The 16,260-nt window shown below is 68.4% G+C and carries 11 protein-coding genes; 4 read left to right on the forward strand and 7 right to left on the reverse strand.

From position 1 onward, the window contains the following. Window positions 1–46: 46 nt before the first annotated feature. From ACGFSB_RS27850 to ACGFSB_RS27870, 5 genes are all read right to left on the reverse strand, one after another. Window positions 47–2,026: an ATP-dependent DNA helicase gene (locus ACGFSB_RS27850; RefSeq protein ID WP_393404742.1), complete on the reverse strand. Its 1,980-nt coding sequence runs from the start codon at window positions 2,024–2,026 to the stop codon at window positions 47–49. Between the two features lie 40 nt (window positions 2,027–2,066). Next, window positions 2,067–3,974: an IucA/IucC family protein gene (locus tag ACGFSB_RS27855; RefSeq protein WP_393404744.1), complete on the reverse strand. Its 1,908-nt coding sequence runs from the start codon at window positions 3,972–3,974 to the stop codon at window positions 2,067–2,069. 59 nt (window positions 3,975–4,033) lie between these two features. Further along, window positions 4,034–4,783 carry a GNAT family N-acetyltransferase gene (locus ACGFSB_RS27860; protein WP_393404747.1) on the reverse strand — a complete coding sequence of 250 codons (750 nt, stop codon included), beginning with the start codon at window positions 4,781–4,783 and terminating at the stop codon, window positions 4,034–4,036. 36 nt (window positions 4,784–4,819) lie between these two features. Continuing rightward, complete coding sequence (locus ACGFSB_RS27865; protein ID WP_393404897.1) at window positions 4,820–6,742, reverse strand: IucA/IucC family protein; 1,923 nt, start codon at window positions 6,740–6,742, stop codon at window positions 4,820–4,822. Between the two features lie 238 nt (window positions 6,743–6,980). Next, on the reverse strand, window positions 6,981–8,519 hold the full coding sequence (locus ACGFSB_RS27870; RefSeq protein WP_393404749.1) for a diaminobutyrate--2-oxoglutarate transaminase family protein: 1,539 nt from the start codon (window positions 8,517–8,519) through the stop codon (window positions 6,981–6,983). 523 nt (window positions 8,520–9,042) lie between these two features. Here ACGFSB_RS27870 and ACGFSB_RS27875 point away from each other — a divergent pair. Together ACGFSB_RS27875 and ACGFSB_RS27880 are read left to right on the forward strand one after the other, a co-directional pair. Next, window positions 9,043–9,402 (forward strand): hypothetical protein, encoded by a 360-nt coding sequence (locus ACGFSB_RS27875; protein WP_393404900.1) that lies wholly within the window; start codon window positions 9,043–9,045, stop codon window positions 9,400–9,402. Between the two features lie 648 nt (window positions 9,403–10,050). Then, window positions 10,051–10,386, forward strand: coding sequence for a hypothetical protein (locus ACGFSB_RS27880; RefSeq protein WP_393404751.1), 336 nt, complete (start codon window positions 10,051–10,053; stop codon window positions 10,384–10,386). 33 nt (window positions 10,387–10,419) lie between these two features. Here the strand turns inward: ACGFSB_RS27880 and ACGFSB_RS27885 are convergent, their stop codons facing one another. Next, window positions 10,420–11,334, reverse strand: coding sequence for a serine protein kinase RIO (locus ACGFSB_RS27885; RefSeq protein WP_393404753.1), 915 nt, complete (start codon window positions 11,332–11,334; stop codon window positions 10,420–10,422). A 553-nt stretch (window positions 11,335–11,887) separates the two neighbouring features. Between ACGFSB_RS27885 and ACGFSB_RS27890 the strand changes: the two genes are divergently transcribed. Then, window positions 11,888–13,120, forward strand: a complete 1,233-nt coding sequence (locus ACGFSB_RS27890) for a trypsin-like serine peptidase (RefSeq protein WP_393404756.1) — start codon at window positions 11,888–11,890, stop codon at window positions 13,118–13,120. A 234-nt stretch (window positions 13,121–13,354) separates the two neighbouring features. Then, on the forward strand, window positions 13,355–14,566 hold the full coding sequence (locus ACGFSB_RS27895; RefSeq protein WP_393404758.1) for a trypsin-like serine peptidase: 1,212 nt from the start codon (window positions 13,355–13,357) through the stop codon (window positions 14,564–14,566). 112 nt (window positions 14,567–14,678) lie between these two features. Here the strand turns inward: ACGFSB_RS27895 and hflX are convergent, their stop codons facing one another. Continuing rightward, window positions 14,679–16,178: a GTPase HflX gene (gene hflX / locus ACGFSB_RS27900; protein WP_393404760.1), complete on the reverse strand. Its 1,500-nt coding sequence runs from the start codon at window positions 16,176–16,178 to the stop codon at window positions 14,679–14,681. Window positions 16,179–16,260 lie beyond the last annotated feature (82 nt).

A 16,260-nucleotide genomic window follows, 5' to 3' on the forward strand; every position in this document is an offset into this window, starting at 1 on the left:
CTGCGCCGGTTCCGGGGCCCTGCTGCGTCCTGCGGCGGTACGCGAGTCAGCCCTCGCCGGGGGCCTTGGCCGCCGCGTCGATCGCGGCCAAGGAGCGGCGGGCCTGATTACGGTCCGTCGTGTACCAGAAGTCGGGCAGCGAAGCCCGCAGATAGCTGCCATAGCGCGCGGTGGCGAGCCGGGGGTCCAGGACCGCGACCACTCCGCGGTCCTCGGAGGCCCGCACGAGCCGCCCCGCACCCTGCGCCATCAGGAGTGCCGCATGTGTCGCGGCGATGGCCATGAAGCCATTGCCACCCCCGTCGTCCACCGCCTTCTGGCGGGCGCTCATCAGCGGGTCATCCGGGCGTGGGAAGGGGATCTTGTCCATGACCACCAGCTGGCAGCTGACGCCCGGCACGTCGACGCCCTGCCAGAGCGAGAGCGTCCCGAAAAGGCAGGTCTGTGAGTCCGCCGCGAAGTTCTTGATCAGCTCACCGAGCGTCTCCTCGCCCTGCAGCAGAATGGGCATGTCAAGGCGGCCACGGAGCTCCTCGGCGGCGTTCTGAGCGGCGCGCATGGACGAGAACAGACCGAGCGTGCGGCCGCCTGCCGCCTCGATCAGCTCGGCCAGCTCCTCGATCATGTCGCTGCGCGTGCCCTCACGGCCCGGTCGGGCCAGGTGCTGGGCGACGTACAGGATCCCTTGCTTGCGGTAGTCGAAGGGCGAGCCGACGTCGAGGCCCTTCCAGGCCGGGGCGTCCTCGGCCTTGGTGCCCTCGGGAGCGAGTCCCAGGGACGCTCCCACCCCGTTGAAATCGCCGCCGAGCTTGAGGGTGGCCGACGTGAGGACTACGGAGCGGTCGCTGAAGAGCTTCTCCCGGAGGAGGCCCGATACGGACATGGGCGCCACCCGCAGTGAGGCTCCGAAACGATCGTGGCGCTCGTACCAGACGACGTCCCACTCGGAGCCGTTCGTAATGCGCTCCGCCACGTCGTGGATCGACTCGACGGAGGCCAGGGCCTGCTTGCGGACGGCGTCCTCGTCCTGGACCGACTTGTCGCGGGTGGAGCCGAGCGCCGAGATGACCGTACGGGCAGCGTCACGCAGGGCCATGAGGACGTAGCCAAGGTCCTCCGGGACTTCCTCGAGGCGGCCCGGCAGAGCTAGCTCCATCACCCGCTCGAAGCCTTCGGAGGCGGTCTGGAGCTGGTCGGCGGCCTTCTCGTTGACGAGCTTGGCTGATCGGCGCACAGCGCGGTTGACCTGGCCCGGGGTGAGCTCGCCGGTGGCGACGCCGGTGACTCGGGAGACCAGCTCATGGGCCTCGTCCACGATCAGCACTTCGTGCTGCGGGAGGACCGGGGCACCCTCGATGGCGTCGATCGCGAGGAGCGCGTGGTTGGTGACCACGACCTCGGAGAGCTTGGCCCGCTCACGCGCCGCCTCGGCGAAGCACTCCGCTCCGTAGGCACACTTCGTCGCGCCCAGGCACTCCCTGGAGGAGACGGACACCTGGGACCAGGCACGGTCGGAGACCCCGGGAGTGAGGTCGTCGCGGTCGCCGGTCTCGGTCTCGTCCGACCAGTCGCGCATCCGCAGCAGATCCTGACCGAGCTTGCTGGTGGGGGCGGCGGCCTCGAACTGGTCGAAGAGGCCCTGGCCCTCCTCCTCTTCCTGCGGCACTCCTTCGTGGAGGCGATGCAGGCACAGGTAGTTCGAGCGGCCCTTCAGCATGGCGAACTGAGGGCGGCGGCGCAGCAGCGGATGCAGGGCGTCCACCGTCCTCGGCAGGTCGCGCTCCACGAGCTGGCGCTGCAGTGCGAGCGTGGCTGTCGCGATCACCACGCGCTCGCCGTGCGCGAGGGCGGGCACCAGATAGCCGAGGGACTTGCCCGTGCCGGTACCGGCCTGGATCAGCAGGTGGGACCCGTCGTCGATCGCCTCGGCGACGGTCTCGGCCATGGTCACCTGGCCAGGGCGCTCCGTGCCGCCGACAGCGGTGACGGCGGCGTGCAGGAGCTCGGGGAGGGAGGGCTTTGTCATAGCGCGACTACCCTACGGGTCCCCACTGACAATCCCGCGATCAAGGCTGATGGAGAGGGTTCGGCACGCTCCCGTACACGGCGGCGTGCGGGCGCTCGGGACGGTCCCTGTACCCATCCAGATGGAGCCGGTTCCGGTTGAGGCACAGCCGCTCGATTCGCGGGGTGAGCAGGTCGAACATCTCGTACCGCTCCTTCAGCTGCGGGGCGCGTGCCTGATGGCGGAGGATCTCGGCACGGGCCAAGGACCAGAAGGCGGACTCCGGGACGCCCAGCTGGTCCTGGCACAGCGGGGCGAGGTAGCGGAAGACCCCGACGAAGAGCCCGGAGTGGATGAACTGAGTGAGGAAGTCGGGGCGCTCGGTGAGCAGTACGTCACGGACGTCGTCCGGCATCGACGCGTGCTCCGGCAGGGCCTCTGCGCTGACGTTCACGTCGTCTACGAAGTCCTTCACCGCGAGCCGGACGGGGACGTCCTTGTCGTCGAAGACGACGATGGCGTTCTCCCCGTGAGGGGAGAACACAGTGCCGTACCGATACAGGAACTGCAGGAGCGGAGGCAGCAGGGCGGCGAAGAGGCGCCTCAGCCAGGCCTCAGGTGCCAGGCCCGAGCGGTCGACCAGCTCGGCGACGAAGGCTCTGCCGTGCGGGTCGGTGTGCAACAAGGAGGCGAGCGTGCGGGCGCGCTCATCGGGAGCGAGGTACCGGGTGATCGGTTCACGCCAGATCGCACCGAGCAGCTCCTTGTACTGGTAGGGGACCTCGGCGAGGCCCTCGTACAGCGGGTGCTCGACGGTCACTGACGCGACCTCGCCGAGGAGGATCACCCTGCATTCGTCCCGTAGGAAGGGGTCGGCGTCGCGCACGGCGTGCATCCAGGCGGTCACGGCCGGAGCGGCCAGGGTGCGCTCGGTCGGCAGCCCGCGCCATACCAGGGTGTTGAGGACCGACAGCGGCAGCTTGACGGTGTGCCGGTCCGGACGGGACATGTTCAGGAACGTACGAATGGACTGCTGAGGCAGTCGCACGTCGCCGTCGGTGGGGAGGGGCACGATCGCGCCCGCGGCAACGGAAGGGGCGTAGAGGGGCAGGACGATGTCGTCCCACTGCCACGGGTGCACCGGCAAGTAGAGATAAGCGTGCGGGTCGAGGCCGCGTCCCCTGAGTATGCCTGCGAAGGACTCCCTTGTGCCGGGCGTGAGTTCACGGGCGTAGAGCCTCTCCGCTGTGTCCAGGCCAGTGACGCCTCGGTACGTGGCGAGGTCGGTGTGGACCGCGATCCAGGGCAGTGGCGAGGAGAGACGGGCCTCCGGTGCCCAGCGGGCGGCATCCTTCGCGGAGAAGCCGATGCGGCCCTTGTTGAGGACGATCCAGGGGTGGCCGGTCTGATGGCCTTCGAGTTCCGCGTAGCCGAGGTCGGCGAGCTCCGCCGCGCTGAGGGCGGTCTGGTCGAGCCGGGTGTCGGCGGAAAGCGTGACGGTCAGCTCTCGGATGAGATGGCCGAGCGTGGCGCCGTCGATTCCCAGGGTGCGGCGTGCTCGGGTGAGGAATCGGAGGGGATCACTGAAGGGAACCGGCGGCCCTTCACCCTCGGCCAGGGCGAGGGTGGCCGGGTCTACGTGCCAACTGCCGTACGAGCCGCGGCGGGCGCGGAAGGTGAGACGGGGCGCCGTCGGCTGCCGGGCCTCGCGCCCTTCGCTCTCTTCGCTGTGTTGGCCCTCCTCGCTGTATTCGCCCTCCTCGCTGTCGCCGTCGAGGCGGAGGCTGTAGCTGCGTGGATCGCCCGGCCCGGTGGGGACAGGCTTGATGATCTCCTCATAGGCGAACTCGCCGACCATTTTGGCGAGCAGTCGGCGTCCGCTCCGCACCCACCTGTCCGGGGTCAGCTCGGGCGGGTCGTAGAGAGCGGACGGTTCGCGGAACGTCGGAGGAACGGACGGATTCGGCACGGGGACTCCTGAGGGAGGGAACCGGATCAGGTCGAGCGTCGTTACTGAGAGTGAGTGGATCAGAGCACTGTGCGCAGGGTCCGGTCACGGACCATGAGTGCAGCGGGCTTGTCGGGGAGATCCACCTCGGCGGCGAAACGGAAGCCGGCGCTCAGGAATGCTGAGACAGAGGGGGTGTTGCGCAGATCGGGTTCTGCGATGACGCGTGCACATGCGGCGCGGTGGTCCAGCACGAGATCGGCCACGGCTCGCAGCAGGGAGCTGCCAAGCCCTCGGCCGCGGTCGGCGACACCACCGATGAGGAGGTGGATACCGGTGTCGTGAGGGCGTGCCGGATAGTGGCGGGCCAAGGCGTCGAGATCGGCGCGGTAGACCTCCCAGTAACTCATCGGTGTGCCCTCCAGGACGCCGAGGCAGGGGACGCTGCGTCCGTCACCGTCGAGCTGATGACGCAGATGCGCCTCCGTGACGGCATCGGAACCGGCCAGCTCCCAGAACGCCGCCACGGCGGGGTCGTTCATCCATCGGCTGATCAGAGGGAGATCGCGTTCAATGCGTACGGGGACAAGTTGGAAGACACCGGCAGGAGTGGTCGCGGGGCCCCAGTCGGCGACGTTGTCGAGCAGGTCATCGGCCGACGAGACGGCCGGCGGTGCTGGGGCACAGCCTCCCGTGCGCGCGCCGAACAGAGCGATGAGTTCGTCCGGAAGGTGCAGGTCCAAGGTGTCTTGAGCATCAGCCCTTGCGGCCCTGGCGGACTCGGTGGCGGGCTCGGTTCCGGCGTCGGTGCTCGCATCAGTGGGAGGCACGGCGTCGCTCCTCTCAGAGAGGGTGGGGCATGTTCCTCAGGAATGAAGGGGGTTGGCGATGTTGACGTAGACGGACTGGGTGTCGACAGGACCCACGAGCTCGTCGAGGCCGCGCAGCCGGGTCAGCAGATTGGCCTTGCACCGCAGCACGGGCGAGTCGAGAAGCACGGCAGGTAGGGGGGTACGCAATGGAGCGGTGCCGGAGACGGTGTCGCCGAGAAAACGGCGGAACGCGGCGAGCAACAGCCTTTCGTCAGCCAGACGTTCGGCACCGAGGGCCCCGATGAGACCGAAGATGTTGTTGATGCCGAGGTAATAGGCGAAGCGCTCGTCCGCCACCGCGTCGGAGACGAAGGTGTCGCTGTGCTCACCGATGCCGGGAAGCCGTCGGTCGAGTTCGGCACGGCGCGACTCTCGGAAGTAGTAGCCCTGATTGTCGCGGTACCGCCCTCCCGCGGGCCACCCGTCGGAGTCGAGCAGGAGGAGAGTGTTCTGCTGGTGCGCCTCCAGGGCGACACCTGCCTCACTGTCCAGCCAGAGCACGGGACGCACGACGTTCTCCAGGTAGCGCAGGAACCACTCCGTGGCGACGGCTCCCCGGGAGCGGCCCGTCCGTCCGGCGAGGCGGATGACGATCTCGCTGAGCCGGGAGCGCATCGCGGGGCGGTCGTGTCCAGTGGACTGCGGCGACGGCCTTGGCGATACGAGTCCCGCGATGCAGGTGGCGTCGTCGCCGGGGCCGAAGGGGTTGTGCCGGATCATGACGTCGAGCCCGCGGACAGGCACGCCGTCAGTACCGGTCACAGCGAGCCAGGCCGGGTCGCGGATCACATCGAAGCCCGAGTGGACCGCCTGCCACTGCTCGGCGAGGCCGCTGCGCAGCAGCCGGTGGACCTCGACGCCTCGGTGGAGTTCCTTACGGAGATTCTCACGACGGGAGTTGGTGATGCGCAGGCCGAGCGAGAGCTTCAGCATGGCGGCGGCACCCGAGCGATAGAGGGTGCGTACGGAGGAGGTGGGGTACCACGGTGCGCCGTGCGGGCCGAGGTCCTGGAGAAGTCCGGCTTCCAGGAGCGCGGCGGTCGCCGGGCGGTGCCTGAGTTCACGGATCTGCCACGGATGCACAGGCAGGGCGGCGCGGCCTTCCGGCAGCGGGAGCTCCGGACCTGCGAGTCGGGCAGTGAGCCGCTCGGCGGGGAGGGTGCGGCCGCGCTCGGTCCACGCCGAGTCCGTGGCGAGCACGGAGGGGTCGACGGCGAGCCAGTGCAGCGCGAAGGCGCCGCGCAACTCCGGTGAGTAGAGCCGGGATTCGGTGTCGGAGAGGCTCTCGCGGCTCTTCGGAGTGGGGTGCAGGGGGTGGCCCAGGAGCAGGGACTGTTCGGCGGCGAGGAAGAGGTCGGGCTCCTCCCCCGGATTGTTCCGGCGTTCGGCGATGAAGGTGGCGGTGCGCCGCACAGAGTCGGCGACACGGCCGACAAGGTCCCCTCCCTCGACGCCCTCGACGCCCTGGGCTCCCTCGACGCGCTCGCTGTGTGGGTTCTGCTGGGGACGCAGGGGGTGCTGGGAGTGCTGGTTTTGCCTTGGCTGCTGAAGCCGCTGGTGCTCCGCACCCACGCCACCCACGCGACCCACCCCATCCGCGCCGTCCGGTTCGGTGGCCTCGCTCTGTTGGCCCGTCTCACGGCCCAGGAGTGCGGCGACGGTGACGGCGTCGGCCGGAGGTGCGCTCCGAGGGCCGTCTTCCAGGTAAGGGAGGCCGAACCGGTGCCAGCCGGTCGCCGACCAGTAGTTCACGGGGACGAGGAGGGCGGTGCCACTGGCGTCCAGCGGGATGCGCAGGGCGCCTTGCTCCGGGGCGGGCAGGTCGTTCTCGCGTACCCAGCAGCGCAGGAGGTTCTCGATGGCGGCCAGCTGCGCGGCGGTGTGCGGATCCGGGTGCTCCAGGAGGTCGGCGGTCATGCCTCCCAGATGCTCGGCCTGCCGGCTTCCCTTCTGCCGGGGGACCGTGTCGTGCTCTGCCACCAGCGAGGATTGCGTACCGCACGCGCCTGGCACGTGGGGGTGGGGTGGGCCGTCGGATGTGGGGGTGGCGTTCAAGAGAGCTTCCTTGTGGGGTCGTTCGGACTCCGTGGCGACGGGGGCTGGAGCTGTGCTGATGCCTCTTGGCCGTCCGCGGGACGGCCCGGGGCCGACGTGACTATCCGTGGTGCGGTTGCGCCACCGCGCAGAGCGCGTCGGCGAGGCGGTCGAGGATCGCGGTCGCCTGCTCGTCCGTGATGGTGAGAGGAGGAAGGAGGCGTACGACGCTGGAGTGGCGTCCGCCCAGTTCTACGATGAGCCCGCGCCGCAGACACTCTCGCTGTACGGCGGCGGCCAGTTCGGGTGCCGGGGGAAGCGGGCGGGTGGGGCGGTCCAGGGCTCCGGTGGAACCCGTGGGTTGAGTGCAACTGGTGGATTCGGTGGAACCGGTGGAACCGGTGGATTCGGTGGAACCGGCAGGCGCATGGTCGCCGACCGAGGTGCCGTCAGAAGTGCCCGCGCCGGGCCGGTCCGCGGCAGCCGGGTCCACGAGCTCGACGCCGATCATCAGGCCTCTGCCACGGACGTCGCCGATGCAGGGGTGCTCGGCGGCCAGGCACCGCAGCTGGGTGATCATGCGGGCGCCCAGGACTCCCGCGCGTTCCGCGAGGCCGTTCTCGCGGACGTACGCGAGCGTGGCCGCGCCTGCCGCCATGGCGAGCTGGTTGCCTCGGAAGGTGCCCGCGTGGGCTCCGGGCGGCCAGACGTCGAGGTCGTCGCGGTAGATCACGACGGCGAGGGGCAGGCTGCCGCCGATGGCCTTGGAGAGCACCATCACGTCCGGGACGACGCCGCTGTGCTCCACGGCCCAGAAGGTGCCGGTGCGCCCGACGCCGGTCTGCACCTCGTCCGCGATGAGCGGGATGGAGCGTGCGGCGGTGATCTCGCGCATCCGGCACAGCCAGCCGTCAGGGGCCGGGATCACACCGCCCTCGCCCTGCACCGGTTCGAGGATCATCCCGGCCGGATGCGGTACGCCCGACTTGGGGTCGTCGAGGAGGCTCTCGGTCCAGCGGGCCGAGAGTTCAGCGCCGCGGTCCCCGCCGACCCCGAACGGGCAGCGGTAGTCCTGCGGGTAGGGCAGGCGCGCGACGCGTACATCGGGTGCGCCGCCCGATGCTTCGAGCGCCCCTGCCGTCATCCCGTGGTAGGCGCCGGTGAAGGCGATCATGCCGTCGCGCCCGGTCGCCGTACGCACGAGTTTGAGCGCAGCCTCTACCGCGTCCGTGCCCGCGGGACCGCAGAACTGGATCCGTGCGCGGTCCGCGAGCCCACGCGGCAGCGTGCGGAACAGCTCGGTGGTGAAGGCGTCCTTGACCGGCGTGGCCAGGTCCAGGACGTGCAGGGGTGCCCCCGAGTCGAGGACATTTCTGATCGCTTCGAGCACGACCGGATGGTTGTGCCCGAGGGCCAGGGTCCCCGCGCCCGAGAGGCAGTCGAGGTAGCGCTGTCCGTCGGCGCCCTCGATCGTCAGACCCCGCGCCCGTACCGGCACGATCGGCAGGGCACGCGCATAGGTGCGCGCCGCCGACTCGCGCGCCGACTGGCGTCTCAGAATCCCCTCGTGGGCCCCGGACTGTGCCGCGTAGTGGGCCGAGGAGTGTGCTGCGGGCTGTCCGGCGGAAACCGCCGCGAGCGCCGGTTCGGTCACGGCCACGACTGTTGGTCCTCCCGCTGGGAATGGGCGCTTCCCACTCGATCTGGGCGAGCACACCGACGAGTTGGCAGGGGAGATGAACGCAGGCCGCCAGTCCCCCATACGTACCAACGACGGGGGCTGCGGGGGATCACGGGTAATCAGAAGATCCTTGCCGTGCCGGAGCCCGGCGCCGTCGAAGGCGGAACCCCATGCGCCAGTTCAAGATCGTCGCGCGCGGCCCCGGGCGGCCTCCAGTCGGCTGCCCCGCCACAACTCAGTCTTTTCCTTGCCACCGAACTCGGTGTATTGCACATCTCCGTCGCGATCGGTCGGCTTCCTGCAAAGGTAAAGTGGCCACCTCAAGGCATGAATGTGAAATGACCGTGAAGGGGGTTTGGGAAATACTGGACGGGCAACACACCGGATCGTGAATCACACCAACGACGGCATACCCCAAAATGCCCCATACGACCCCAATGCAAATCCCCGCTACCAGGGCAGCCCAAACGCCCCGCAGCGCGGGGATACGGCCCCTTTGCCGGTGACTGGAGGTTATGCCCCGCACGGAGGAGCTCCGAACGCTCCGTACGATGCCCCAAGGCGCCCGGCAGCCAACCGAAAGGGCGTCGGGACGGACCGACTGGCCCTGATCATCCACAGTCTTGCCGATATCGCCGCGGTATTCCTCGGGCTGTGGATCCTGATGTATCTGCTCGAAGCGAATCAGGCGAACGCCTTCGTCGACTTCGTGCACGGCGTGGCCAACTGGCTCGCCGGCTGGTCGCAGGACATCTTCATCATGGACACCGAAGGCCTGCGCGTCTTCTTCAACCACGCCCTGCCCGCGGTGATCTACCTTGCGGTCGGCCATGGTGCCGCCGCCTGGCTGCGGCGCCTTTGAGTAGCGGGCGTGTGGCTGTCCCGCCGCGAGCGCTTCCTCTCGGGGCCGGTGTGGACCGCGTTCCGAGGCGTCGGCGGAACGCCTCGGTAACACGATCGACCCCCCGGGCGCAGAGGGAGGTGCGGGGCGAGCCGGCGAACCCAGGATCGACGTGACTCGCGGAACACGACGGCATCGAAGGGCTTATCAGGGATACGTGCGCGTTAAGACGTGTGTCGCCATTGGGTGACTTCTTTCAGATCTGCGGCGAGCAGTGCGCTCGGCGTTTTGATTTGGCGCGCACCTATTGCAGGGCGGCGGTTCACGTTGCAGTGCAGTGGTTCACATTGCAGTGCAGTGGTTCATTCGGATGGTGCCGATGCCGCCTGTGCAGCAATGGCGCCACGTTGCCCGAAGCCCGAAATCCCTCGATCGACGATTTGCGTTCGGAAGACTGAAGGATGCGCGCTACCGCGAACGGACGTGCATATCGGACGTATTACTCGGCGAGTAACGCGGCAGGACCCAGGTGGCGCAGAGCTAAGTGCGGGCGCGCGAGTGACCCGTATCCGATCACGGCCAGGGTGACTCCTGTGGGGGGTGGCTGCCCTGGCCGTGATCGCTCTTCCCTGCCGTCGAGGCGCTGTCTGCGCCAGATTGGGACATCCAGTGAGTAACGTCCCCGAATCCAGGCCCGTCAATGATCAGTACAACCGCGGCCGGGGCGGCACCACCGCCAACCGTGCGGCCCTGATCATCCACACCGTTGCCGACGTCGCCGCCGCGTTCCTGGCGCTGTGGATCCTGCTCCACCTGCTCGGAGCGAACCAGGCGAATGTCTTCGTCCAGTTCGTGGAGGGCATGGCCGACTCGCTCTCCTGGTGGGCGCGGGACATCTTCACCATGGACACCGAAGGGCTGCGCGTCACCCTCAACTACGGCCTGCCCGCCGTGATCTACCTGCTCGTCGGGCACGCGATCGCCGGACGCGTGCGCCGCCTCTGACCACGCTGGACAGGACATGACGCGCCGCCCGGCTCAGAAGGCGTGCGCCATCAGCTCCGCGAACAGCGCGTGCTCGTCGGCCTCGAGACCCCGCGAGCGGAACCAGCCGCAGATGTTGGCGCAGTCGCGCTGGAGGAAGGCCATCCCGTTGAGGTTGCCGACCAGGTCGACGATCTGTGGCAGGTCGATGATGACCAGCCGCTCGCCCGCCGCCAGGATGTTGTACGCGGAGAGGTCGCCGTGCACGATGCCGTTCTGCACCATGGTCGCGAGCGCATCGGTGAGCTGCTCGAAGTACGCCGCCAGCAGCTCGGGGGAAGGTCGAGTCTGGGCGAGCCGAGGCGCGGTCTCTACCGCGCCGTCCTCGTCGACGACAGTGATCCACTCCATCAGGATCTCGGTGCCGTCGATCTGGACCGGGTAGGGAACTGGCAGCCCGAGGCCCCAAAACCGCACCAGAGCGCCCCACTCGGACACCGCCCACTCGCCGGCCGCGACCTGTCGGCCGAAGGTGCTCTTCCGCTTGACCGCCCGCTCGTCACGGGAGCGCTTCATCGAGCGGCCCTCGGTGTAGGACGCGGCACGGTGGAAGGTCCGGTGTTCGGGAGAGCGGTACCGCTTGGCAGCCATGACCACGCCGGCGGCGGGGTCGAGCCGGTCGGCGCGCTCGACGAGATGGACGTCAGCCTCTTTGCCGGTCTTGAGGACGCCGAGCTCGGTGTCAATCGCGCCCTGCGAGGTCACCACCCAGTCCGGGAGCGGCTCGGGGCCCCGGCAGAGAGGTTCGACGCTGAGCCAAGTCGACCAACGCTGGCCGTCCTCGAGGTCGTCGTAGGAACGGAAGTCGAAGATGAACCGGTCGTCGACGTCGCCCAGGCCGTCAGGAAACGCAGGGGGCTGGGGGTTCTGAGTGTGCCGGGCGTGCTGCGAGAGATGGTCGTGAGACATCGCTGGAGGTGCTCCATGAAGTGCGAGAGGGACGGTCTGCGGGCAGGCCGAGGACAGTTGTGGTCACGGTCGTGCCTCCTCTCGTGGAGCACCGGGCAGCTCCCGGTGTCTCGCCCATGGTGAGGGGCGGACATGGGGAGCGGCAACCGAATAAAGCCGAGCGGCCCAGCGGTGCCGTAGGTTCCCGGCGTGACCCACGGTTTGATCTCAACGCAGGTGCTGACATCAGTTATTGACGTCAGTTATTGACATCGGTTGTTGACATCAGTCGTTGACGTCAACGGGATCCGACATCTACCGACAGGCCCAGACACAAGAAGCTGCCAAATCGGTAGATCTCTGGATAGTTGCCAGGTCAGCGAGGTCGTAGCGAAACCGTTGCCGTTCCGTCGGCGGTCCCCTACGGCACCGGCATAGTGTGGGGTGCCGTTCACCAGCAACAGGGTGCGCTGCGCCACGGCAACACACTGCTCAACGCACCTGCTCAACGCACCCGCGCGGCATGCGGTGTCCGGTACGTGGAACGAATTCGAAGCCCAGGGGGAATCTCTCTATGCGACCCATACGCCCGCTCAATACCGCTCGTCGTGGCAGGAGCGCGCGCGTCAGAACCTCCCCCGTGGCGGCCGCTGTCGCCATCGGCGCGGCGCTCGTTCTGACCGCGACGGCCTGTGGCCCGAGTGAGGACAACGCGGGCGACGAACCGTCCGCGTCCCAGCCCGCCGACGACGGCAACGACGACGGCAAGGTCAAGATCCCGGACGACATCCAGGACCGGCTTAAAGAGCACGGCATCGACCTGGACAAGTGGAAGAACGGTGGCTGGAAGAACTTCGACAAGGAATGGCTGCGGGACGCCAAGGACTTCGTCAACCCGATCATCGACGGTCTGTGGGACTCCGACCGGATGCGGGGCGCGGACAAGAACCCCGACAGCGGAGTCGACGACAACGACATCTCCGGCGACCAGGGCGTGACCGACCCGACGCCCGCGCCGGTGAAGGCCGCGGCCGTGAAGACGCCGTACGAGGCCAGTGTTCCGGCGTCGGGCAAGCTGTTCTTCGACAGCCCTGACGGCTCGATGGTCTGCTCCGCCACCGTCGTCAAGGACCCGGCCCACCCGGGCAAGTCCAACATGGTGTGGACCGCGGGCCACTGCGTGCACGCGGGCGCGGACGGCGGCTGGTACAGGAACATCGCCTTCGTGCCCTCGTACAACAACACGGGCAAGTCGGTCGACGAGCTGGAGAACACCCCCAAGGAAGAGGTCGCTCCGCACGGCGTCTGGTGGGGTGACTGGGCACAGACCTCCGACCAGTGGATCGAAGGGGGCGGCCCGACGGGCGGCAAGGGCGCGCCGTACGACTTCGCGGTCATCCACGTGACGCCGGAGAAGGGCAGCGAGGGCAAGTCCCTCGAGGAGCAGGTCGGTTCGGCGCTTCCGGTGGACTTCAACGCCCCGGCGGTGCCCCAGATCGCCGACATGACGGCGACCGGCTACCCGGCCGCTCCGCCGTTCGACGGCCAGAAGGCGTTCCAGTGCGCCGACAAGCCGGGCCGGCTCTCGATCAGCAAGCCCGACCCGACGATGTACCGCATCGGCTGCACGATGACCGGCGGTTCGTCCGGCGGTGGCTGGGTCGCCAAGGGCTCGAACGGCCAGCCCTCCCTGGTGTCCAACACCTCCATCGGCCCGGTGACGGCCGGCTGGCTGGCCGGTCCGCGCCTGGGCAAGGAAGCCAAGGGCGTCTACGGCTCGGTCAGCAAGAAGTTCGCCGACAAGTAGTCGCTCAAGCCAAGAGTCGCTCAGCCAAGTAGTCGTTCAGTCGCCTGTTGTACGGAGGCGGGGTCCCGGAAACCTTCACGACCCCGCCTCCGTACGTCCCCAATCACCGAGGCATAGTGGGGTGTTGCACCGGCGGGGAGCTCCTGGAGCCTCCGATCCGCCACATGACACGTACATGGCAATTGAACAATCGCAGCAATGACACGCAGTTTCTATTCGGGGGTTTACAGCACCATGCGTTCCACTCGTGCGCCCTTCGCGCGCAGTCGCGGACGGCGTCTCGCACTCGCCACCACCGGGCTCGCCGCGACTCTCGCGCTCACCGCCACGGCCTGTGGCCCGAGCGACGACAAGGCCAGCGACAAGCCGGATTCCGGCACTTCCCAGGGGTCGGACAAGGGCTCCGACACCGGCTCCGACGCCCAGTTGCCCAGCGACCTCGCCGACAAGCTGAAGAAGCACGGCATCGACCCGGACAAGTGGAAGAACGGTGGCTGGAAGAACTTCGACAAGGAATGGCTGCGGGAGGCCAAGGACTTCGTCAACCCGGTCATCGAAGGGCTGTGGAAGCCCAAGCGGATGAAGGACGCCAAGGACCCGAACAAGACGATCGCCGCGAAGGACGCCCCCGCCGACCAAGGCGCGACCGACCCCGAGCCGTCGCCGGTCCAGGCCAAGCGCGAGAAGACGCCGTACCACGAGAACGCCGCCCCGGTCGGAAAGATCTTCTTCGACGCTCCCGCGGGCTCGATGGTCTGCTCCGGCACGGTCGTCAAGGACCCGCGCAACCCGGGCAAGTCCAACCTCGTGTGGACCGCGGGCCACTGTGTGCACGCCGGCGCCGAGGGTGGCTGGTACCGCAACATCACCTTCGTGCCCTCGTACAACGACCTGGGCAAGTCCGAGGCCGAGGTGAGCAACGCCGCCCCGCAGGAGGTCGCCCCGTACGGCCAGTACTGGGCCGACTGGGTCTCGACCTCCGCCGAGTGGATCGACCAGGGTGCCGAATCAGGCGGTGCCGGTGCGCCGTACGACTATGCCGTGCTGCACGTGAAGCCCGAGCAGGGTTCCAAGTCCCTCGAGGAGACGGTCGGCAACGCGCTTGACGTCGACTTCTCGACTCCGTCGACGCAGAGCGTGAGCTCCATGGGCGCCTGGGGCTACCCCGCCGCTCCCCCGTTCGACGGCCAGATCATGCACAAGTGCATCGACAAGCCGGGCCGTCTCTCGCTGACGTCCGCCCAGCCGACGATGTACCGCATCGGCTGCACCATGACCGGCGGTTCGTCCGGTGGCGGCTGGTTCCGGATGGTGGGTGACAAGACCCGCCTCGTCTCGAACACCTCGATCGGCCCGGCCGAGAACACCTGGCTGGCCGGACCGCAGCTGGGCAAGGGCGCCGAGCAGGTCTACGACATGATGAGCAAGAAGTACGGTTCCAAGTAGCCGCTCATCGACACCTCATGGCATGACGAAGGCCCGCCCCCTATGAGAGGGGGCGGGCCTTCGCCGCGTGAACCGCGTGAACCGCGTGAACTACGCCTGTCCGGGCTTACCTTCAGCCGGCGACCGGGACGTACGGCGTGAGATCCGCCGCCAGTTCCTCGTGCACCCGCGCCTTGAGCAGCGTGCCCTCGGCAGTGTGCTCCTCGGAGAGCACCTCGCCCTCGGCATGTGCGCGCGAGATCAGCTGGCCGTGCGTGTACGGCACGAGGGCCTCGATCTCGACCTCGGGCCGCGGCAGCTCGGCGTCGATCAGCGCGAGCAGCTCTTCGATGCCCGCGCCCGTGCGGGCGGAGACCGCGATCGCGTGCTTCTCGTTGCGCAGCAGGCGCTGGAGGACCAGCGGATCGGCCGCGTCCGCCTTGTTGACGATCACGATCTCGGGCACGTCGGTCGCGCCCACATCGCGGATCACCTCGCGCACGGCGGCCAACTGCTCCTCCGGGACCGGGTGCGAACCGTCCACCACGTGCAGGATCAGGTCGGACTCGCCGACCTCCTCCATCGTGGAGCGGAACGCCTCGACGAGGTGGTGCGGCAGATGCCGTACGAACCCGACGGTGTCGGCCAAAGTGTAGATCCGGCCGCTCGGCGTCTCGGCCCGGCGCACGGTCGGGTCGAGGGTGGCGAACAGCGAGTTCTCCACCAGGACGCCCGCGCCCGTGAGGCGGTTGAGCAGGGAGGACTTGCCCGCGTTCGTGTAGCCGGCGATCGCGACCGAAGGCACCTTGTTGCGCTTGCGCTCCTGGCGCTTGATCTCGCGGCCCGTCTTCATCTCCGCGATCTCCCGGCGCATCTTCGCCATCTTCTCGCGGATCCGACGGCGGTCCGTCTCGATCTTGGTCTCACCGGGACCACGGGTCGCCATGCCGCCGCCACCGCTGGATCCGCCGCCGCCCATCTGACGGGAGAGCGACTGACCCCAACCGCGGAGCCGCGGGAGCATGTACTGCATCTGGGCAAGAGCGACCTGCGCCTTGCCCTCTCGGGACTTGGCGTGCTGAGCGAAGATGTCGAGGATCAGGGCCGTCCTGTCGACCACCTTGACCTTGACGACGTCTTCGAGGTGAATCAGCTGGCCAGGGCTCAGCTCACCGTCACAGACGACGGTGTCGGCCCCGGTTTCGAGGACGATGTCGCGCAGCTCGAGGGCCTTGCCGGATCCGATGTACGTGGCCGGGTCGGGCTTGTCGCGGCGCTGGATGACGCCATCGAGCACGAGCGCGCCCGCCGTCTCGGCGAGGGCGGCCAGCTCGGCGACCGAGTTCTCCGCGTCCTGCACTGTGCCCGAGGTCCATACACCGACGAGCACGACTCGCTCCAGACGGAGCTGTCGGTACTCGACTTCGGTGACGTCCTCGAGCTCGGTGGAGAGGCCCGCGACGCGGCGCAGGGCCGCGCGCTCGGAGCGGTCGAGCTGTTCGCCGTCCCGCTCTCCGTCGTGTCCGTGGCTCCAGGCGACGTCCTCTTCCATCAGGGCATCGGCCCGAAGACCTTCGGGGTAGTTCTGCGCGAGGCTCTGCGCGTCCTGGGAAGGGGAAGAAGAGGAGGTCATTGGATCCTTACGTCGATGGGGTTCGTCATAGAGCTCAACGCTCGGGGCCGCCCCGAGATTCCCCGGGGCCGGCCCGCGCCGA

Origin of the sequence: Streptomyces sp. NPDC048441, assembly GCF_043200235.1 — a bacterium.
Taxonomy (GTDB): Bacteria; Actinomycetota; Actinomycetes; order Streptomycetales; family Streptomycetaceae; genus Streptomyces.

Excerpts from the sequence above, each read along its gene's own strand:
- ACGFSB_RS27850 (WP_393404742.1), bottom strand. The coding sequence starts at position 2,026 with ATGACAAAGCCCTCCCTCCCCGAGCTCCTGCACGCCGCCGTCACCGCT.
- ACGFSB_RS27865 (WP_393404897.1), bottom strand. The coding sequence starts at position 6,742 with ATGACCGCCGACCTCCTGGAGCACCCGGATCCGCACACCGCCGCGCAG.
- ACGFSB_RS27885 (WP_393404753.1), bottom strand. The coding sequence starts at position 11,334 with ATGTCTCACGACCATCTCTCGCAGCACGCCCGGCACACTCAGAACCCC.
- ACGFSB_RS27890 (WP_393404756.1), top strand. The coding sequence starts at position 11,888 with ATGCGACCCATACGCCCGCTCAATACCGCTCGTCGTGGCAGGAGCGCG.
- ACGFSB_RS27895 (WP_393404758.1), top strand. The coding sequence starts at position 13,355 with ATGCGTTCCACTCGTGCGCCCTTCGCGCGCAGTCGCGGACGGCGTCTC.
- hflX (WP_393404760.1), bottom strand. The coding sequence starts at position 16,178 with ATGACCTCCTCTTCTTCCCCTTCCCAGGACGCGCAGAGCCTCGCGCAG.